Annotated in this window: 15 protein-coding genes and 2 pseudogenes; 4 read left to right on the top strand and 13 right to left on the bottom strand. The window is 55.9% G+C overall.

Annotation, left to right across the window (positions count from 1 at the left end; genetic code table 11):
* Window positions 1-7: 7 nt before the first annotated feature.
* From ACR0BF_RS08120 to ACR0BF_RS08095, 6 genes are read right to left on the bottom strand one after another with little or no spacing between them, the layout of a single operon-like run.
* Window positions 8-763, bottom strand: a complete 756-nt coding sequence (locus ACR0BF_RS08120; RefSeq protein WP_480624649.1) for an ABC transporter ATP-binding protein — start codon at window positions 761-763, stop codon at window positions 8-10.
* A 1-nt stretch (window position 764) separates the two neighbouring features.
* Window positions 765-1,613 carry an ABC transporter ATP-binding protein gene (locus ACR0BF_RS08115; RefSeq protein ID WP_480624648.1) on the bottom strand — a complete coding sequence of 283 codons (849 nt, stop codon included), beginning with the start codon at window positions 1,611-1,613 and terminating at the stop codon, window positions 765-767.
* On the bottom strand, window positions 1,610-2,521 hold the full coding sequence (locus ACR0BF_RS08110) for an ABC transporter permease (protein ID WP_480474889.1): 912 nt from the start codon (window positions 2,519-2,521) through the stop codon (window positions 1,610-1,612). Before ACR0BF_RS08110 ends, ACR0BF_RS08115 begins: the two co-directional genes overlap by 4 nt.
* The gene (locus tag ACR0BF_RS08105) at window positions 2,518-3,576 is read right to left on the bottom strand and encodes an ABC transporter permease (RefSeq protein WP_480474888.1); all 1,059 of its coding nucleotides are present in this window, start codon (window positions 3,574-3,576) and stop codon (window positions 2,518-2,520) included. Before ACR0BF_RS08105 ends, ACR0BF_RS08110 begins: the two co-directional genes overlap by 4 nt.
* Window positions 3,577-5,172, bottom strand: a complete 1,596-nt coding sequence (locus ACR0BF_RS08100) for an ABC transporter substrate-binding protein (RefSeq protein ID WP_480474887.1) — start codon at window positions 5,170-5,172, stop codon at window positions 3,577-3,579.
* Window positions 5,173-5,206: 34 nt separating this feature from the next.
* Window positions 5,207-6,262 carry a dipeptidase gene (locus tag ACR0BF_RS08095; RefSeq protein ID WP_480624647.1) on the bottom strand — a complete coding sequence of 352 codons (1,056 nt, stop codon included), beginning with the start codon at window positions 6,260-6,262 and terminating at the stop codon, window positions 5,207-5,209.
* 121 nt (window positions 6,263-6,383) lie between these two features.
* On the opposite strand from ACR0BF_RS08095, the gene ACR0BF_RS08090 reads away from it, so the two are divergent.
* Complete coding sequence (locus tag ACR0BF_RS08090) at window positions 6,384-7,295, top strand: LysR family transcriptional regulator (RefSeq protein ID WP_480624646.1); 912 nt, start codon at window positions 6,384-6,386, stop codon at window positions 7,293-7,295.
* A gap of 299 nt (window positions 7,296-7,594) precedes the next feature.
* Window positions 7,595-7,993 carry a cupin domain-containing protein gene (locus ACR0BF_RS08085; protein ID WP_480604605.1) on the top strand — a complete coding sequence of 133 codons (399 nt, stop codon included), beginning with the start codon at window positions 7,595-7,597 and terminating at the stop codon, window positions 7,991-7,993.
* A 413-nt stretch (window positions 7,994-8,406) separates the two neighbouring features.
* Here ACR0BF_RS08085 and ACR0BF_RS08080 read toward each other — a convergent pair.
* From ACR0BF_RS08080 to ACR0BF_RS08050, 7 genes and pseudogenes are all read right to left on the bottom strand, one after another.
* A pseudogene (locus tag ACR0BF_RS08080) lies at window positions 8,407-9,851 on the bottom strand (IS1182 family transposase).
* Between the two features lie 598 nt (window positions 9,852-10,449).
* Window positions 10,450-11,391 carry an ABC transporter permease gene (locus ACR0BF_RS08075; RefSeq protein WP_480521495.1) on the bottom strand — a complete coding sequence of 314 codons (942 nt, stop codon included), beginning with the start codon at window positions 11,389-11,391 and terminating at the stop codon, window positions 10,450-10,452.
* Window positions 11,388-12,431 (bottom strand): ABC transporter permease, encoded by a 1,044-nt coding sequence (locus ACR0BF_RS08070; RefSeq protein ID WP_480624645.1) that lies wholly within the window; start codon window positions 12,429-12,431, stop codon window positions 11,388-11,390. Before ACR0BF_RS08070 ends, ACR0BF_RS08075 begins: the two co-directional genes overlap by 4 nt.
* Window positions 12,421-13,941 carry an ABC transporter ATP-binding protein gene (locus ACR0BF_RS08065; protein ID WP_480624644.1) on the bottom strand — a complete coding sequence of 507 codons (1,521 nt, stop codon included), beginning with the start codon at window positions 13,939-13,941 and terminating at the stop codon, window positions 12,421-12,423. The genes ACR0BF_RS08070 and ACR0BF_RS08065 overlap by 11 nt, the downstream gene beginning before the upstream one ends.
* Window positions 13,938-15,335, bottom strand: a complete 1,398-nt coding sequence (locus ACR0BF_RS08060) for an amidase (RefSeq protein WP_480624643.1) — start codon at window positions 15,333-15,335, stop codon at window positions 13,938-13,940. Before ACR0BF_RS08060 ends, ACR0BF_RS08065 begins: the two co-directional genes overlap by 4 nt.
* Window positions 15,313-16,296, bottom strand: a complete 984-nt coding sequence (locus ACR0BF_RS08055; RefSeq protein WP_480521503.1) for a BMP family protein — start codon at window positions 16,294-16,296, stop codon at window positions 15,313-15,315. Before ACR0BF_RS08055 ends, ACR0BF_RS08060 begins: the two co-directional genes overlap by 23 nt.
* A 48-nt stretch (window positions 16,297-16,344) precedes the next feature.
* Window positions 16,345-17,637 (bottom strand): amidohydrolase family protein, encoded by a 1,293-nt coding sequence (locus tag ACR0BF_RS08050; RefSeq protein WP_480624642.1) that lies wholly within the window; start codon window positions 17,635-17,637, stop codon window positions 16,345-16,347.
* A gap of 265 nt (window positions 17,638-17,902) precedes the next feature.
* Between ACR0BF_RS08050 and ACR0BF_RS08045 the strand changes: the two are divergent.
* Window positions 17,903-18,936: pseudogene (locus ACR0BF_RS08045) on the top strand (integrase core domain-containing protein).
* Window positions 18,937-19,160: 224 nt separating this feature from the next.
* On the top strand, window positions 19,161-19,367 hold the full coding sequence (locus ACR0BF_RS08040) for a hypothetical protein (protein WP_480624641.1): 207 nt from the start codon (window positions 19,161-19,163) through the stop codon (window positions 19,365-19,367).
* The last annotated feature ends 55 nt before the right edge of the window (window positions 19,368-19,422 follow it).

Below are 19,422 nucleotides of genomic sequence, written 5' to 3'. Positions count from 1 at the left end.
GAAGTCGCTACTGGTTTGGGGCAACAGAGGCGGTCAACAATTGCTTGGAATACTCGTGGCTTGGGTTCCCCAAACGCAGAGTTTCCGAGGACATGACCTCAACTATTTCACCATTTCTCATAACTGCCAATTGCTCGCACATATGTGCGATAACCGGAAGATCATGAGATACCATCAGATAGGTCAATCCGCGCTGTTTGCGCAGGTCAGTCAGCAGGTTGAGCACCTCGGCCTGAACGCTGACATCCAAAGCCGACGTGGGTTCGTCCAAAAGCAAAATGTCCGGCTCACCTGCCAAGGCCCTTGCGATTGCCACGCGTTGTCGTTGACCACCGGAAAGCTGGTGTGGATACCGAAACCGGAATCTTCGCCCAAGTCCGACGTTGTTGAGCAAATCGCTCACGCGTTTATCGATATCTCCAAACCCATGCAGATGAATTGTTTCACTGAGAACCTGATCAACAGTGTGCCGCGGATGCAAAGACGCGTAGGGGTCCTGAAACACCATCTGGACGGTCCGAAAGAATGACCGATCCCGCCGGGACCCGGATATAGCCTGACCTTCTACGCGGATTGTGCCCGACCATTGCGGTGCAAGCCCCGTTATTGCCCTCAGAATTGTCGACTTGCCGGAACCGCTTTCGCCAACAAGGCCAAAACTCTCGCCCTGCGCGACTTCAAGGTTTGCGTCTTTCACCGCATCGACCCGGTCGTGCGCGTGACCAAACCAGACATTCAGATGGTTGATTTCCAGTGCCTTCATTTCAGCCCCTCACGCTCGGGGCTTCGGACCAAGACGGATCGCGTGTGAGAACACTCAGGTGGGTGCATTTTTCATCAAGGCGCGGCAGCGAGTTTAGCAAGCCCTGGGTATAAGGATGTTTGGCCTGATGCAGCTTGTCAGCCTCGCAGACCTCGACGATCCGACCAGAATACATGATGAGGACACGGTCACAGAACTCAGACACCAGATTCAGGTCGTGGCTGATGAATATCAGGCCCATCCCCCGTTCCTTGACCAATCCATCCATGATGTTCAGCACCTGCCGCTGAACACTGACATCAAGCGCCGAAGTTGGTTCGTCGGCAATCAGAATCTTGGGATTGGGAATCAACATCATCGCAATCATAATGCGCTGCCCCATACCCCCAGACACCTCATGCGGGTATGCTCGCATCACCCGCTCAGGATCACGGATTGAGACGTTATCCAACATCTCGATAGCCATCTTTTTCGCGTGGGCCTTAGAGCCGGAATTGTGCTGGAGGTATGCCTCCATAAGTTGCTCGCCAACCGTGACCACCGGGTTCAGAGAAAACTTGGGGTCCTGCATCACCATCGAGATCTGCTTGCCTCGCACCTCACGCATCTCGCGCTCGCTGAGCTTCATCAGGTCTCGGCCTTCCAGATTGATGTGTTTGGCCTCGACGATACCCGGATTTCGGATCAGGCGCAGAATGGCCCGTCCCGTCATCGACTTGCCCGAGCCGCTTTCGCCGACGATCCCCAGACGCTCGCGCCCGAGTGAAAACGACACGCCACGCACGGCGTCAAACACGCCCTGACGGGTTGGGAAACGAACCCACAGATCTTCGATGTCGAGTAAGTTCATTGCCCACCGTCCTTTGGATCAAGCGCGTCCCGCAGGCCGTCACCCAACAGGTTGAAGGCCAGCGAAACCGTGAAAATTGCTAGCCCCGGCACCGTGGCCACCCACCAGTGATCAAGGATGAAACGTCGACCCTCGGATATCATGGCACCCCATTCCGGGCTTGGAGGTTGTGCCCCCAACCCCAGAAAACCAAGGCCGGCGGCGGCCAGGATGATCCCGGCCATATCCAGCGTGACCCGCACGATCAAAGATGAGATGCACAGTGGCCAGATATGCCGGGTGATGATGCGCAGCGGCCCGGCACCCTGAAGGCGGATCGCGTTGATATAGTCGGTTGACCGGATGGTCAGGGTTTCTGCACGCGCCATACGCGCATAGGGCGGCCATGCCGTGAGCGAGATTGCCAGAACCGCGTTTTCAATCCCTGCCCCAAGCGCAGCGACAAACGCCAACGCCAGAACAAGTCGTGGAAAAGCGAGGAAAATATCCGTGATGCGCATGAGGATCACATCCGTCCATCCCCCCACATATCCCGCAACCGTCCCGACCAGAAGCCCCGCAATCGGTGCGATGAGCGCCACCAGCGCCACGATGTACAGTGTAATTCGGGCCCCATAGATCAGGCGTGACAGAATATCCCGCCCCAAGCTGTCGGTTCCCAGCAAGTGCCCTTCAGCCCCGATGGGAAGAAGACGGCTGGACAGGCTCTGAACAAAGGGATCATGCGGCGCGAGAAAAGGCGCAAAGACCGCTGTCAGAACAAGGATGACAAGGATCGCAAACCCGACCATTGCCATCGAGTTTGATCGCAAAGTCAGCCAGCCTTTGTAGAAGCTGGCCAATCTGGCATGGCGGCGCGAAGTCGGCTCGTCGGTCAGCAGCCACTGGCGCAAGGTCATGTCGCTCATTTCGACCTCGGATCAAAGAAACGGTAAAGAAGATCCGAGAATATGTTCAGGCAGATAAAGATCAGCCCGACCACAACGGTTCCTCCAAGAACGGCATTCATATCGGCGCTCAGCAAAGCCGTCGTGATATAGCTGCCGATCCCCGGCCAGCTAAAGATGATCTCGGTCAGAACTGATCCTTCTAACAAGTTGGCATAGCTCAGTGCGATCACTGTGATCAGCTGCACTCGGATATTCTTGAAGGCGTGGCGCCAGATAACCTGCCTTTCAGACAGCCCTTTGACGCGGGCAGTGATGACATACTCGGCTGACAACTGTTCCAGCATGAAGGATCGGGTCATCCGGCTAATGTAGGCAAGCGAGTAGTACCCCAGCAAAGCTGCGGGCAGGATGATATGGGACAACGCATTCCGGAAAACATCCCAATCCTGGGCCAAGGCACTGTCAAGCAAGATCAACCCTGTTCGCGTGGGAACAAGGTCTTCATAGAAGATATCCAGGCGGCCCGGGCCACCGACCCAGCCAAGTATCCCATAAAAGACCAAAAGCCCCATGAGCCCCAGCCAGAATATTGGCATTGAATACCCGACAAGCGCGACCACACGGGCGATCTGATCGATCCAAGATCCGCGCTTGACTGCGGCGATCACACCAAGCGGAACACCCAGAAATATGCCAATCAAAACACCCAATGTCGCCAATTCCAGCGTAGCAGGGAAGACGCGGGCAATATCCTGAGAAACCGGGCGCGCATTCAGAAGTGAATCGCCAAAATCGCCGTGCAAAACATCCCAAAGGTAATATCCAAACTGAACCAGCAGCGGTTTATCAAGGCCAAGCTGTTGATAGACCGCATCATAAGTCGATTGCGATGCGCGTTCGCCTACGATCGCCAGCACCGGGTCGATCGGCATCACGCGACCGATGATGAAGGTCACGAAAAGCAGACCCAGCATTGTAATTGCGATGGTGCCAATAGTTTTCAGGATACTCTTGATCCAATGGATAAGAGGCGCCGAGCGGCGCCCCTCAGTTGGTCTTTCGGCCAGTGCCATTTACTTGGTCACCTGCCAATACGACGCCGAAGTTATCGCCTGACCGGTTGAGAAATTCGTCACGTTTTCACGCAGGGCCGATTGCTCGATCTGCTGGAACATGATGACAAACGGCGAAGTCTCGCGGAACTCGGCCTGGATTTCCTTGTACATGTCAGCGCGTTTCGCGGTGTCGTTTTCGACAACAGCCGCGTCCGTTTTGTCGGTCAGCCCGCCGGTATCCCAAGAATTCCGCCATGCCAGCAATCCTGTGGCATTGGCTTCGTCCGAGTTATCCGGGTTATAGGCAAAGGTACCTGCGTTCGTCTGCGGGTCGGGATAGTCCGGCCCCCATGCGCCAAGATAAACATCCAGTTCCCGCGCACGATACCGCGCCAGAATTTGTTTGGCGGTTCCCACGGTGATGTTCATCGTGATGCCAACCTGACTCAGCGCATTCTGCAGCGACTGGGCAATTTCAATCCGTTCCTGCGCTTCACGTACACCAACTTCAATCTCAAGCCCGCTTACACCTGCTTCATCCAGCAGGGCCTTGGCTTTTTCTACATCAAAGCTAAACGGCGTTTCGTCAGAGGCACCGAGATAGGTTTGGGGCAGGAAATTTTGGTGGATCGTGTATTGCCCCTTCAGGAAGCTGTCACGCATCCCTTCATAGTCAACCAGATATTTGAACGCCTGCCGAACCTGAGGCTTGCTAAGCTCGGGGTGTTTCTGGCTCAGCGAAACATACATCAGGCGGCCCTTAAGCTCGTCTGCGATCTTTACGCCGGCAACAGATGAAGCGCCGGCAACATCTTCTGGGTTCAGGTTGCGCGCGACATCGATATCACCACGTTCCAGCAACAGGCGCTGGCTGGCGCTTTCCTGAACGTGGCGGACAACCACACGCTCCATGGCCGGAGCACCCAAGTAGAAATCAGGGTTCGACTTCAGTGTTACGCTTTCATTGGGCTTCCAACTGACCAGGCTATAAGCACCAGATCCAGCAGTATTGGTCTTGAGCCATTCGTTGCCCAGATCGCCATCCTTGTCGTGTTCCATCACCGTCTTCTTATCGACAATGCCGCCGATGGTAGCGGTCAGACAGTTCAGAACGAAGGATGTCGCATAGGGTTTGTCCGTTGTGATTGTCAGAGTGTTGCCATCCGCGACAATCGTTTGTTCGACATTTTCCGGCGTGAACCCAAACTGGGTCAGGATAAATGCCGGGGTCTTGTTTAGAATGATCGCACGACGCAGTGAAAATTCAACATCTTCGGCCGTCACCGGATTCCCGGAATGAAAGGTCAGTCCTTCCCTGATATTGAAGGTAATCGATTTGCCGTCTTCAGACACATCCCAACTTTCAGCGATGTCGGGCTGATAGCCGGCATCCAGATTGAGCGGGTCGAAGTTCACCAGCTTCTGATAGACATTCCGGCTGACATCCGAACCCGCAAACTCAAAGCTTTCGGCCGGATCCAGCGTCGTGATATCGTCGATACGATGCGCAATAACCAGCATGTTCGGCGGCGTTTCGGCCATTGCCGAAGTCGAGGTCACGGCCAGCGCCAATCCCAGCGCCGCACCGGTAAGCAATCTGTTAAATGCGTTCATTTTGTCCTCTCTGTCATCAAGTCTTCACTAACGGTTACGATCCCCAGGTCTTCTCAAGAACACGCAACCAGTTTTCGTGGCAGAGCTTCTTGATGAGCTCTTCGCCGTATCCATGGGTCACCATGGCATCCCTCAATCGAGGCAGCATCGAGACGTCCTTCACGTCGTCCGGCACGACTGCCCCGTCATAATCGGACCCAAGCCCGACCCGGTCTTCACCCATTATCCCGATCAGGTGGTCAAGGTGCTTCAGAACCTGCGTCAACGGCACATCGGAAAGCATCCGACCATCCTCGCGCAGAAACGCAGTGGCAAAATTCAACCCGACCATCCCGTCGCTTTCCGCGATGGTGCGAAGCTGGTCATCGGTCAGATTCCGCGCGTGCGGACAGATGGCATGGGCATTCGAATGCGTGGCGACCAAAGGCGCATCCGAATACCGCGCTACATCCCAGAAACCATTTTCATTGAGATGCGACAAATCCAGCATGATCCCCAGCGCGTTGCAACGCTGCACAAGCCGCAGTCCATGATCTGTCAATCCAGGGCCAGTATCCGGCCCCGATGGATATCTAAACGGCACACCATGGCCGAAAATGTTGGGTCGGCTCCACACTGGCCCAAGCGATCGCAACCCCGCTGCATGAAACACGTCAAGCGAATGCAGATCGGCATCAATCGCCTCGGCGCCCTCAATGTGAAAAATGGCCGCCATCTGGCCTTGCGCCATGCTGTTCCGGATATCCGAAACCGATCGAACCACTTTCAACGCCCCAAAACGTTCCAGTTCCAGCAGGATCGCAATCTGCCCCAGCGCTGAGGGCAGAGCATCTTCAGCGTCAATATGATTGGGAAGCGGCAGGTCATAGGTGGGCTGGACCATTTCTTCCATTTTTGCATCGGCATCAATAGGCGAAGGCACCCAAACGGCAAAGAAGCCTCCGCCAAATCCACCGGCCTTGGATTTAACAGAGTCAATCGCACCTTCGAGCCCGGTCAGGAAACGGCCCGCTTCGGGCAGACCACCTGACAAGGCCAGTTTTGACAGAACATCATTGTGCCCATCAATGATAAGAGGGGAGGTGCTCAAACTCACTTTACCCAGGTTAGTGTCATTTCGACACACGCTAACAGACGTAATCATCATAATTGTAAAAAATCTTGATGAGTTTTACTCATAGAGCTAGTCGGAATCATGCGGGTGCCCAGCAATGAAGAAACCTCGCAACTGGCATTCTTTGCCGGAATACCAGGCGCTCCGTGCGCTCATGCAGTCTGGAACAACAGCAGCCGCCGCACGACAGCTCGGCTTGTCTCAGTCTGCGGTCAGTCGCTCGGTCAGCAGCCTGGAGGATCGGTTGGGTAGAACACTGTTCGAACGGGATGCAGGCAGATTGCGACCGACGCAAGAAGCCGTAAGGCTGAATATGCGATTGGATCCTTTGTTCGAGGCTTTGGACAGGATCGATGGCCCGGGCGAAACAGTGCAAGAAACACTGCGTCTCGTTGCACCACCCAGCTACGCTCATCGATACATCGTTTCCCTCATCGCCAGTTTCATTCGCGGGAATCCCGGTTTTTTCGTAAACCTTGAGGTGACAACATCAGATATGGTCACGCTAGGCGTGCTTGAGAATCGATTTGATCTTGCCGTGACCGGGATTGAACAAAGCCGCGCTGGCATCAAACTTATTCCATTTCGCGAGTCACCAGCCGTTTGCGTCATGCGCCCTGAACATCCTCTGTCTGAACGCACCGTTCTGACGCCTTCAGACTTGCATGAGCAAGAGTTGATCGCACTGACATATCGACACGGGCGGCGCGGGCAGCTGGACCGGTTGCTTCAACAGGTGCGCGCTAAACCGAGGATCGTTGCCGAAGTTTCAACCTCATTTGCCGCTGCCGACATGGCGCGCGAAGGATTGGGGCTGTCTGTTATCAATCCCTTTCCCGTCTACCATTACCGATCTCCCGACCTAACATTTGTCCGATTTGAATCTCCAATGCGGTATCGAGGCCATTTTGTGGTTTCGGATCAAAAACCGGTTCCAAGGATTGCACGGGCATTCATACGGCATCTGCGATTGAACACCCCTCCGGACCCTTTTTCTGACCCGAGATAATGCAATCTTTCCAAGGTTCTTCACTGGCAACACGCCATGTGGCCGCCCAACAGGGATGATTTTGGAGGGGGTTGTTCGAGGTGCGGACCTGAAATGGCTACGTGCACAGTTTGGTATGAGTAACGTCCGCGAATATGGCTTTCTTTATCCTTATGTTTTTCAGTCCGTATCCCCCGGCATGCGGTTCGTTTATTTGGCTCATAAGTTTCTCCACCCGCAACCCGCCTGTGATTTCCCTACGTTTCGTAGCGAAGCTGGCGTATCATTATCTCGCTCAAGTCTTAGGAAGGAACACCTAAATGGCGGATTGTGTGAAACTGCGCCCTGGCGAAACCTATTCCGGGAAACAGGGGTTCGATTACTTCGAAGGCATCGCCAGACAGACGGTGGGAAGCCAGGCTATCTGCATGCATCTGCTTACGGTCCCGCCCGGAGGGCGCGCCAGGGCGCATAAACATGAGACACATGAAACCGCGATTTATGTGATTTCCGGGTCTGCGAAGATGCATTGGGGCGACAGGCTGGAACACGTTATGGAAACGCAAGCAGGAGACCTGATCTATATACCGGCAAACACTCCGCACCTTCCGTTCAACGATGGGAATGAACCCGCAGTTGCAGTTATCGCACGCACGGACCCAAACGAACAGGAAAGCGTTGTTCTGATGCCTGAACTTGAGGACCTTGTACTGAGGTGACGCAAAATACTGTTGGGGACCAGCTGCGCAGTTTTCTAACCCCTATTGCTTCCACGGTGCTTCCCGCGCCAAAGTTCCAATGCAAAACGCCCCGCGGGTTGCGAGGCTAAGTGTTTGATATTCGGCCTAGAAGAATGGTTGCGGGAGGGCACAACCACCGTTGCCGAACGCAATTGAGATGTCAGATTTGAAGCGCCAAGCGGACTTCATAGTTTCTACGACTAGACTTCCGCTGAGCGGAGAGGGTGTGTGGAAACTTGGTTGATCTCGGAGCGTCCAATCGGTTTTGACTTTTGTGTCCTTTTTGGCTTGGGATCATCATTTTGATGGACAGGATGGATTGTGAGGTCGGCGGAAGCCATCTGAGACGGATAGGGCCATTTGGGCGCAAATTTCAGGGCAAACGAGGGCTCTTACGCGTTCATAGCTGCGATGATCGCTGGTACGCCCATGATCTTCAGCACGCGGGTCATGTTGTAGGCGAGTACGTGCAGCGCCATCTCGGTGGCGACATTTTTCAACCTGCGCATCGTGAAGTGCGTCGCGCCCATCCATGATTTGATCGTGCCGTAGGGATGCTCGACGGTCATGCTGCGGACGGCCAGTTGGGCTGGGTCTGCGTCCAACCTTTCTTGTACTCGCTCAAGCACATCCTCTTTCTCCCATCGACGCACGCGCCGTTCCTTGCTGGCCGTGCATTTGTCCTTGATGACGCAATCGGCGCAGGCCCCAGACCAATACGCTCTGATGGCCTTGCCGTCTTGCTGGCCGGTAAATCTGTAGGTCAGTTGCTTGCCTGCCGGGCAGACATAGACATCCTTGCCGCTGTCATATGCGAAGTCAGCCTTGTCAAACTGACCGCGTGCAGCGGCGTTTGATGTCATGGGTTTGGGAACGACAACCGAGATACCAGCCTCTTCGCTGGCGACAATCTCCTCGCTCTTGTAGTAACCTTTATCCGCGATTGCTGTGAGCTGATCTGTCGTCATGACATCATTTGCTGCCGCGGCCATCATCGACAAGGCATCCCGGTCGAACCCAAGCATTGTTACTTCATGCGCAACGATCAGGTGGTGATTGGCTTCGACGGCCGTTTGAACATTGTAGCCGACAATGCGGGGCATCCGGGCCGTTGTTGCCATGGATCGGGCATCAGGATCACTAAGTGAGACTTGGGTTTCGCCGGTCTCATCCATGCGCTGCCCGATTGATCTGTAGCGCACCGCCTCCTTTTGCGGATGCTCTAACTTTCTCAAAGTGCGTTCCATGCGGGCCTCTGGCAGCACCGTGCCGGTCTGTTCAAACACTTCGTCGGCGCGATCCAACTCACCCAAATAGCGCTCGATTGCCTTGTCAATCTCACCAACTTCTGGCGCAGCTTACCGCGCGTGTAATTCTTGGCCTTGGAGTTCAGCGCCTTGAACCGGCTACCGTCAATGGCAACCACATCCCCATCGAGCAGGTTCATGTTGCGGCATAGCGCGACAAACTGCTGGCACACCTTGCGGATCGCGGGGCCGTTGTTTTTCCGAAAGTCGGCAATCGTCTTGAAGTCCGGCTTCAACCGACCCGTCAGCCAGACAAGTTCCAGATTGCGACCGCACTCGCGCTCCAGACGACGCGATGACTGGATCTGGTTCAAATACCCGTAAAGATAAATCCGAAGTAACAAGCCAGGATGATAGCCAGGCCGTCCAGTTGCCGCTGGCATCGCATTGAATCCCAGCACCGCAAGATCAAGCAGGTCTGCAAAGGCATCAATGGCACGGACAGGACTGTTCTCATCAACATAATCGTCCAGACATTCGGGCAGCAACATCGTCTGCTGCCGGTCCAGACCCTCGATAAATTGCGTCATCAACAACCTCCGTACCGAATACGGAAATTATACCATCAGTCCGGTCAAAATAGGGGAGTTTTCACACACCCTCCGGACTAAGCTACCGTTGCCCTTTCGGGTGTTTGCTGACGCAGCATTTGCTCGCAGGTGCGGCACACGGTTTGTAGCATCGCAGAGGGTTTTTCGTTTTCGGTCACTCATCGGTGAGAAAATCAGCTAAATCTATACTACCCTTTCGCTGCGCTCGGTTTCGGCAATCAAGGAGCAGACTTTGCGGCCATCCGCATTTTTAGTCCGGAGGACAGCAGTCAGCCCAAAGCAGACACGATCAGCATGGCGCTTCGCCCGACCAGTATTCGAAGGTCGGGCGGAAACCGGCCATTCGCTGCGTGCGTGAGCCTGTCATGTCGAATATTAGGAAGCAGACTCAAGTAGCCTTGAGACCGGATTTCAATCTGCGCGACTGAATGACGCCGGAGCGTTAATATATAGATAGTGTCAAGAGTTTTTCGGAATGTGGTTAAGGTCTCGTGCCCAACTCTTCATTGTCTGGTCGAGTAGATGTTTATTTTGATGATTTTATCGTTTCCTGGCCAATATGTTCGAAAATATGCCACTAACGTTCGCCGCGTCGGTAGGGTGCCATCAACGCCGCTGGGACTTCGGCTCTGCGGGCGACAAGGACCAGCGCAACGATCGAAAGTACATACGGTGCCATGAGGAACAACTGATATGGCACACCCTCAACCGTTGTCTGCAATCGCAGTTGGTAGGCATCGAAGAAAGCGAACAACATCGCGCCAATCAAAGCCTTACCGGGCCGCCAGCCAGCGAAGACTACCAATGCGATGCAGATCCAACCGCGCCCCTGCACCATGCCCGGGAAAAAGCTGTTGAACGCCGTTGTAGTCAGGAAGGCCCCGCCAACCGCCATCAAAGCTGACCCGACAACAACTGCGCCGATACGGATACGGATCGGGTTCAGCCCCTGCGCCTCAACCGCATGAGGGTTCTCTCCGGTCATACGAATGGCCAACCCCAAAGGCGTACGGGCAAGAACATAGGCCATCACAGCCACCGCAGTGAGCGCCAGATAGGTCGGCAAAGCTTGGTTAAAAAGGATCGGTCCCAGAACGGGAATATCTGACAGGACCGGAAAATCGAGCGGCTTAAAAGCCTCGATCGTAGGAGGCAGATCTCCCACCTCAACAAGTAACCTGTACAGGTAATAGGCTAAAGCGGATGCAAACAGCGTTATGCCCAGCCCTGAGACGTGTTGCGAAAGCCCAAGTGGAACTGTCAGCATAGCATGAAGCAATCCCATCACCGCGCCGCAAAACGCTGCAAAAATGAGGCCTGCAAGCAATGGCGCGCCCATGTAGACGACAAGCCAACCGCTCATCGCCCCCATGGTCATGATCCCCTCGATTCCCAGATTGAGCACGCCCGAACGTTCGCAAAGCAACGCACCAAGAACACCAAATATGAGCGGTGTCGCAATACGCAGCACGGAAGCCCAAAGACTGGTATTCAGCAGCAGATCAATTGCATCGCTCATCGGCGCACCCGGTAGGTTGTGAAAAGAAGGGCCACGATCATGGTGAGCAGGCACAGCGCCACGATCACATCGGCAATGAAACTGGGTACACCCGTCGCACGGCTCATGGCGTCGGCCCCGACAAAGACTGTGGCGACGAATACAGCGGCAGCGACCACTCCGGCCGGATGCAAAGCGGCGAGCATGGCGACGACAATGCCTGCATAACCAAATCCTGGGCTCATAGTGGTGGTGACCCCCGCAGTGACCCCCAAGACTTCGACAGACCCGGCAAGCCCTGCCAGCGCGCCCGAAAGCAAGGCAACACCCATGATCGTTCGGGGCAGAGAAATTCCGGCAAAGGCAGCGGCACTGGCGTTTAAGCCTGCAGCGCGTGTTTCAGCGCCAAAAACAGTACGCGCAAGGATCAGCCAAACAGCACTTGCCGCTGCGATAGCAACAAGCAGCCCGATATGGAGACGTGTACGGGGGATCAAATCCGGAAGGCGGTAATCCCCGTCTACGGGCACCGAAGAGGGCCACCCAAAGGCCAGCGGATCGCGCAAAGGGCCCTCAATCATGAGGCCAACAAAAAGGATCACGATGAAGTTGAGCAGCAGGGTTGTCACCACCTCATCCACGCCGAAACGTAAGCGCAAAAAGGCAGGTCCTGCCAAAAGGGCCGCGCCTGCCGCCATGCCCGCCAACATCAAGATCGGAATACCTATCCACCCTGGAACCCCGAGTGAATGACCGATCCAAGCGGTGATTAGCGCCCCAACAAAGAACTGTCCCTCGCCCCCGATGTTCCAAAGCCGCGCTCGGAAGGCGACAGCTGCGGCAAGCCCCGTAAAGATAAGCGGAGTGGCGCGGGTCAACATCTCGGCGATGGAAAGGCGCGAGCCGAATGCGCCATTCACCATTTCGCCATAAGCCGTTAGCGGATTTACGTCAGCAGCAGCGATGAGACCGGCGGCCAAAAGCAATGCAGCAAAGATCGCGGCCAGTGGTGCAATGATCGCAAGATGCAGCGGCACATGTGAGCGTCGTTCAAGCCGCATCATCATTTTCCTTCCAGACACCTGCCATCATCAGGCCAAGGCGTTGTGGGTCGGCTTCATCAGTCGATATCGATTCTGACAAGCGACCTTTTACGATGGCCTGTATTCGGTCTGACAGGGCTACAGCTTCTTCCAATTCTTCTGAGATGAGCAGGATTGCGGCACCTTCGGCCCGTGCTGCCAAAAGCTCGGCATGAACTGAAGCAATTGCACCTTCATCAAGACCACGCGTTGGCTGGTTTGCGAGCACAAAACGCGGCCCATTGGTCAGAACCCGGCCAAGGATCAGCTTTTGCATATTGCCGCCGGACAGCAGCCTTGTTCGCGTGTCGGGGCTGGCGCCGCGGATATCAAAACGTTCTATCAGCCCCGCAGTGTATTCCCGGGCGGCGCGTTGTCGAACAAAGCCGCGGTGCGAAAATCCCGGTGTGCGCAAGCGCTCAAGCACCGCGTTTTCCCACAAACTCAATTCGCCCACAACGCCTTCTGCGTGCCGGTCTTCAGGCACCCTGCCTGCGCCCGCGCGGATCATGCCGCGCGGACCCAGATGGCTGATATCTTCGTTCAAGAGTGTTAACTGACCCGCACTTGGGTGTGCCAATCCTGACAGCAGCGCACCGAGGGAGGACTGACCATTGCCTGAAACGCCGACGATACCAAGGATTTCACCGGCATGGACAGCGAAAGACACATCATCCAGCCGCAAATCACCGTCTTCTTCCACGCTCACGTCCTTTGCGATCAGGACTGGCGCTCCAATCTCATGGTCTTGACGTACGGGACGCTCAACCTTGCGGCCAACCATCAGTTCCGCCAACTCTTCTGGTGTGGTTTCGGGTGTTTTGCGTTCCGCGACTATCCTGCCGCCACGAAGCACCGCCACACGGTCAGAGGCTGCCATGACCTCATGCAGCTTGTGGCTGATGAAAATAAGCGAGAGGCCCTCTTTTGTCATATCACGCAGCGTTTCGAACAGGCGCATCGCCTCGGGCCGGGCCAGAACGGCAGTCGGTTCATCCAAAATCAAAATACGTGCGTCGCGATAGAGTGCTTTCAGAATCTCGACCCGTTGACGTTCACCAACGGAAAGCGTCCGAACCTTGGCCTCGGGGTTCACAGGCAAGCCGAACCGCTCAGAGATCTGCAACAGCTTTTTGCGCGCCTCGCCACGAGCGGAACGCGCGCGCGTCAAGGGTTCGGAACCAAGCATGACGTTTTCCAGAACCGTGAGGTTGCCCGCAAGCGTGAAGTGCTGGTGTACCATCCCCACACCCACCTCGATCGCTGCACGCGGCAGGCCTGGGGGCAGCTCTTTTCCAAACACCCTGACCGAGCCTTTATCGGCTGCGTAATGGCCGAACAGGATATTCATCAGCGTCGTCTTACCCGCACCATTTTCGCCCAACAGAGCAAGAATTTCCCCGTCTTCTAGTGTCAGGGTCACATCGTCATTTGCGGTAAGCGTTCCGAAACGCTTGGTAATGCCGTTTAGTTCCAGAACCTTGGTCATGCGGGCAGGCCTGCGATTGGGTGCGGAAAAGTGATTGCGGGCGCGCGGTCTTCGACAAGTGCGCCAAGTTTCAGCAGCGCAAAATCCGAGCCAGGGGGACCAATCAGTTGAACGCCGAGTGGAAGACCATTTGCCATGCCAAAAGGCAGCGCCAAAGCTGGCAAGCCCGCTACATTTGCAAGTGCGGCGTTCGGGGCAAAAGCCTTGAGCCGCGCCATGTGATCGTCTGGGGAGGTGCCGGACAGATCCAAAGTGCCTACAACGGGCGGTGCAGACGAGAGGATCGGCATCAGGACGGCATCAGCAGACTTAAAAAGCTTGCGAGATCGATTTGTCAGACGTGCGAGCTGTCGTGAGGCCGCAAAAAGCGCTGTGGCCGGTGTCGCACGGCCCTCGGCAGCCATGGTCGCGGCAAGCGGTGGAATCTTATCATCAGAGATCCTGAGCGCAGTCAGCCACTCGGCCAAGGAAACAGCAAGTATGGTTCGGGCGATTGCGTGTGCCTCATCCCCCAATCGGTCGGGGGCACGAATATCGCACACCTCACAGCCTGCATCGCGCAGCGCGTCGGCAGCACTTTTCGCGGCCTTGCACTGGTCGGCACCGCAACGCTCCGGCAATGCCAATGCGACGCGGGGGCGTTCTGGCAGATTTACCGGGGCCATGGGCTGGGCTACCGCGTCAAAGGCAGTCTTCACATCGCGGACCGACCGCGAAAGGATCAGTTCAGACGCTATGCCCATCAGGTGATTGGCAAAATCAGGGCCTCCGGGCACCGCGCCACGAGAAGGCTTGAGCCCGGTCAAGCCACAACACGCAGCGGGAACCCTGATGGACCCGGCTGCATCCGTGGCATGAGCAATTGCAACAATACCAGCTGCAACCGCGGCTGCGGCGCCACCGGATGAACCACCGGGTGTCAACGCAGGGTTCCATGGATTGCGGGTCGCCGCCATGCCATCGGGTTCGCATGTCAGGGAAAGGCCAAAGGGAGGTGTTGCGGTCAAGCCGAAAGGGATCAGGCCGGTTCGGCGAAGACTTTGCAGCAGGTGGCTGTCACTATCGGGTTTACGACATTGCGCACGGATCTCCGCGGATCCTGCCGCCGCAGGCAGCCCTTTTGCGAAACTGCCGAGGTCTTTCACCAAAAACGGAACCCCATGAAATGGCCCGCGCTGGTCTGGTGGCAAAGCGTCTGCAACCTTTGCCCCATCGCGGGCCATATCTTCGTCCAGATATACCACGGCCCCCAAATCTGCCCGTGCGTGGCAGGCGGCAAGGCTGGACTCCATCAGTTGGCAGGCAGAGATCTGCCCTGCCGTGATGGCAGCTGCAAGAGCTGTGGCATCGGTCACGTCAAAGCCCTCGGGATCAGGAGGGCTCGCTTTCGTCAATCGGAACGTCCCATTCACCGGATTGAATAGCGGCCTGTTTGGCCTCCATCCCCGGGATGGCGTCGGCAGGCACTTCATCGGCGACATAAATCAGCTCATTGCCGCCATGGGCCATAAAGGAATATTCCGTGTAGTTACGACCTGTTGGATTACCGGCCTGAACATCCGCCACGATGGCCTCGATTGTGGGACCGTAATTCCAGATTGCATTGGCAAAAACCGTGCCCGGGTATCGCGGGGTATAATCGATAAGCGAACCGATCGCCTTCACACCTCGCGCTTGGGCCGCATCCGCAGTGCCAATGCGCTCACCAAACAGAATGTCTGCACCCGCATCAATCTGGGCAATCGCAGCCTCTTGTGCGCGGGCCGGATCGAACCATGCACCGATAAAGCCGTTGACGAAGGTGGCGTCTGGGTTCACTTCGCTTACGCCCATGCGGAAAGCATTGATCAAAAGGTTCACCTCGGGGATCGGATAACCCCCGACCGAACCATAGACATTGCTTTCGGACATATGACCCGCGAGCATACCAGCCAGATAGGCTGCCTCGTGGTTGCGTGTGCCAAAGACACCGAAGTTGTCGCCTTCTGGCCCACCGGAAGACCCCATCAGAAACGCGGTGTCGGGGTAGTCACCCGCCACTTCGCGTGCTTCACGCTCCACAGCATAAGATTCACCCCAGATGATTTGCGCACCTCCCTCGGCATACTCGCGCATCGCGCGGGGATAGTCGGTCGGCGCTACTCCTTCTGAAAACTCATACTCTATCAGGCCAGCGTCGGCGGCTTCCTGCATCGCCAGGTGAATGCGGCTGTTCCATGCATTTTCAACCGGAGACATGTGCACTCCGGCGACGCGGATCGCAGATTGCGCGTTCACGCGATGGATATAAGCCGGCAGGGCCAGCGTGGCCGCAGCGCCGACCATCAGTTGACGGCGGGTTGTGGTGAGTTTCATTGGTAGATCCTCTTCTGTTGGTGGCAATTCTTCTTGTTAATGAGCTTCCTAAGTATTGGGCCTGGGCGCGTAATCTGCGGGATCCAGGGTCGTGGGACGGCCAGGCAAAGAAAGCGCGGCCATTCGTGGTTCTGTGCGGGCCAGCACCTTTCCGTTTTTGATAACGGCAAGCCGGGTGGCTTTCATGCGAACTGCTTCAATCGGGTCCTGCGCCTGCAGCACTACCATATTGGCAGGGCCGCCTTCGCGGATCGTCGGGTCGGGCAAGCCCATTGCTTTGGCACCATTCTGAGTAACGGACGTAAACGCCCACTCCATCGCCTCGCGGGATGTCATCGGCACGGCATGCACGCCCATATGAGCCACTTCCAACATGTCGGCGGAGCCAAGCGAATACCACGGGTCCATCGTGCAATCCTGTCCGAAGGCGACATTTACACCCGCCGCGCGCAGCTCTGGCACTCGGGTCAGCCCCCTACGACGCGGATAGGTATCCGAGCGACCTTGCAGCGTTATATTGATGAGCGGGTTGGGCACCACGTTCATGCCGCTTTCTGCGATCAGAGGTATGAGCTTCGATGCATAGTAGTTGTCATACGAGTGCATCGCGGTGACATGACTTGCTGTCACCAGCCCGCCAAGCCCAAGGCGCGTGGTCTCATAGGCTAAGGTTTCCACGTGGCGCGACATTGGATCGTCGCTTTCATCGCAATGCAAATCCAGCATCAGGCCTCGGTCCACCGCTATCTCGGCCAGTCTCCTGACCGACCGGGCACCTTCCGACATCGTACGCTCAAAATGAGGGATACCGCCCACTACATCGACACCCATATCAAGGGCTTGGATCAAGTTTTTTTCTGCATTCTCTGCGCGGTAAAGGCCATCTTGCGGGAATGCTACCAGTTGCAGATCAATATAGGGAGCGACCTGCTTGCGGACCTCCAACAGCGCTTCAACGCCAACCAAAGGTGTGGATGAAACATCCACATGCGAACGGATGGCCAGCAATCCCTGCGATACGGCAAGGTCGCAATATCGCATGGCGCGCTCAATTACTGCTTCGGGTGTCAGCAGAGGCTTTAGCTCACCCCAAAGCGCGATGCCTTCCAATAGTGTGCCCGAGGCATTCATGCGAGGCGTTCCAAGGCTCAGGGTCGCATCCATATGGAAGTGCGGGTCGGTAAACGGGGGCGAAACCAATCGCCCAGCCGCATCAATGTCCTCGCCTGCCTCGGCCTTGATCTTGGGGGCAATTTCTGCGACGCGGTCACCCTTGATCGCAATATCCAACGGCCCTCGGCCATCCGGCAGTTGGGCTTGTCTAATGATGACGTCGAGCATTCATCTTCCCCCAAATTTGACCACAAGGTAAAAGTATTCTGATAAAATGCTACATTTTTTTGCTGTGTTTCAGGAACCAGCGCTTCGGATAGTCTGACGCAATTCGAATGCCTGCAAGGCGGAATGCGAACGCAGCAATTCGCCGTATCGATGGATGGCGGCTGTGGGCCGCTCACAAAATGTCTAACGTCAGCGCCAATGGGACAGTTTAGGGTGATTTGATAAGAGAGGGTTTCTGGCTCATCGTAACTGCCAAGGAGTGGAGATGAGAAAGAAACCCGGAACCAAGCAGAGCCACGGTGAGAAGGTCATAAAGGACATTCGCCGTGCGACCCGCAAACAGTATTCGGCTGAAGAGAAGATCAGGATCGTGCTGGACGGCCTGAAGGGCGAAGACAGTATTTCAGAGCTGTGCCGCCGTGAAGGCATTGCCCAGAGCCTCTACTACAGTTGGTCCAAGGAGTTCCTTGAAGCCGGCAAGAAACGCCTGGCAGGCGACACGGCCCGTGCAGCGACATCGACCGAGGTCAAAGATCTGCGCCGCGAGGCACGCGATCTGAAGGAAGTGGTTGCCGAACAGGCTCTTGAACTGCGGTTGCTCAAAAAAAGCATGATCGCGGATGGGGGCGACGACGAATGAGGTATCTGTCACCCGGCATTCGCTGCTTGCAGCGATGAGAAGGCTGCATCCGAAAAACTGGAGATCATCCGCCTCGTCGAAGGTTCGCATCTCCCGACCAAGCGCACTTTGGAAAAGCTGAGCATCCCGAAGACCACCTTCTATCGCTGGTATGACCGGTATCTGTCGGGTGGTCCTGAGGCGCTTAAGGATCGTAGTCCCAAGCCATCACGGGTCTGGAACCGCATTCCGCAGCCGATGCGTGAGAAGATCAAGGACCTGGCTCTGAAGGAACCGTGCTGCACAAACCGCGGCTGCTCAGCGACAACGGGTCCAGCCACATCTCTGGTGAGCTTGCCGAATGGCTGGAAGATCAGAAAATGGATCATATTCGAGGCGCGCCATATCACCCACAGACCCAAGGCAAGATCGAGCGCTGGCACCAGACTCTCAAGAACCGCATCTTATTGGAGAACTACTATCTGCCCGGCGACTTTCAGCAGCAGATCGACGCCTTTGTCGATCACTACAACCACCGGCGCTATCACGAGAGCCTCCAAAACCTCACGCCCGCTGATGTCTACTTCGGACGCGGACAGACCATTCTGAAACAACGAGAAAGGATCAAACAGAAAACCATCGAAACGCGGCGCTTGCTTCACCGCAAATCCGCCGCATAATCAAACCAAACAGATGCGCCAGATCCTCTCTTACCTCAGGCACCAATCTGTCCCAAAATCCCTGACGACGGACGCACCGCAAGGCCAAATTGGCGGCAGACCTAGCCGACATGGAACCAGAGAACCCAGTTCTTTTGCATCCCGGTCTGTCTGATCAATATAGGGCCAAAGTTTCCAATCTGACAGAAGCCCTGAATGTCCCAACGACCCGGCCAGAGGCGGGAATGATCATTCGCAGCCTCCTCTCGGAGATACGTCTGATCCCGGAGAGTGGTGAACTTGCAATTGAACTTGTTGGGGAACTGGCCGGCTTGTTGGCGTTGGGACAACAAAAAACGGCCTCGGAAGCAGTTGCATCGGGCCGTTCTGTATCGCTGGTTGCGGGAGCAGGATTTGGCCTATACCGAACGTTAACGGAATTATTAATCTAAAAAGCCATCTCTACGCATTCCCTGTCTGTTTGAAATAATGGTCGCTTTGGACGGA

This window comes from Ruegeria sp. AG7 (assembly GCF_056541545.1).
Note: the sequence above shows the minus strand (reverse complement) of the source record. Positions and strands in the feature narration are given on the sequence as shown.

What these genes read in the sequence shown, in the direction of transcription:
- ACR0BF_RS08075 (WP_480521495.1), bottom strand. Translation starts at nt 11,391, where the DNA reads ATGAGCGATGCAATTGATCTGCTGCTGAATACCAGTCTTTGGGCTTCC.
- ACR0BF_RS08115 (WP_480624648.1), bottom strand. Translation starts at nt 1,613, where the DNA reads ATGAACTTACTCGACATCGAAGATCTGTGGGTTCGTTTCCCAACCCGT.
- ACR0BF_RS08070 (WP_480624645.1), bottom strand. Translation starts at nt 12,431, where the DNA reads ATGCGGCTTGAACGACGCTCACATGTGCCGCTGCATCTTGCGATCATT.
- ACR0BF_RS08120 (WP_480624649.1), bottom strand. Translation starts at nt 763, where the DNA reads ATGAAGGCACTGGAAATCAACCATCTGAATGTCTGGTTTGGTCACGCG.
- ACR0BF_RS08105 (WP_480474888.1), bottom strand. Translation starts at nt 3,576, where the DNA reads ATGGCACTGGCCGAAAGACCAACTGAGGGGCGCCGCTCGGCGCCTCTT.
- ACR0BF_RS08040 (WP_480624641.1), top strand. Translation starts at nt 19,161, where the DNA reads ATGATCATTCGCAGCCTCCTCTCGGAGATACGTCTGATCCCGGAGAGT.
- ACR0BF_RS08085 (WP_480604605.1), top strand. Translation starts at nt 7,595, where the DNA reads ATGGCGGATTGTGTGAAACTGCGCCCTGGCGAAACCTATTCCGGGAAA.
- ACR0BF_RS08090 (WP_480624646.1), top strand. Translation starts at nt 6,384, where the DNA reads ATGAAGAAACCTCGCAACTGGCATTCTTTGCCGGAATACCAGGCGCTC.
- ACR0BF_RS08065 (WP_480624644.1), bottom strand. Translation starts at nt 13,941, where the DNA reads ATGACCAAGGTTCTGGAACTAAACGGCATTACCAAGCGTTTCGGAACG.
- ACR0BF_RS08100 (WP_480474887.1), bottom strand. Translation starts at nt 5,172, where the DNA reads ATGAACGCATTTAACAGATTGCTTACCGGTGCGGCGCTGGGATTGGCG.
- ACR0BF_RS08055 (WP_480521503.1), bottom strand. Translation starts at nt 16,296, where the DNA reads ATGAAACTCACCACAACCCGCCGTCAACTGATGGTCGGCGCTGCGGCC.
- ACR0BF_RS08110 (WP_480474889.1), bottom strand. Translation starts at nt 2,521, where the DNA reads ATGAGCGACATGACCTTGCGCCAGTGGCTGCTGACCGACGAGCCGACT.
- ACR0BF_RS08050 (WP_480624642.1), bottom strand. Translation starts at nt 17,637, where the DNA reads ATGCTCGACGTCATCATTAGACAAGCCCAACTGCCGGATGGCCGAGGG.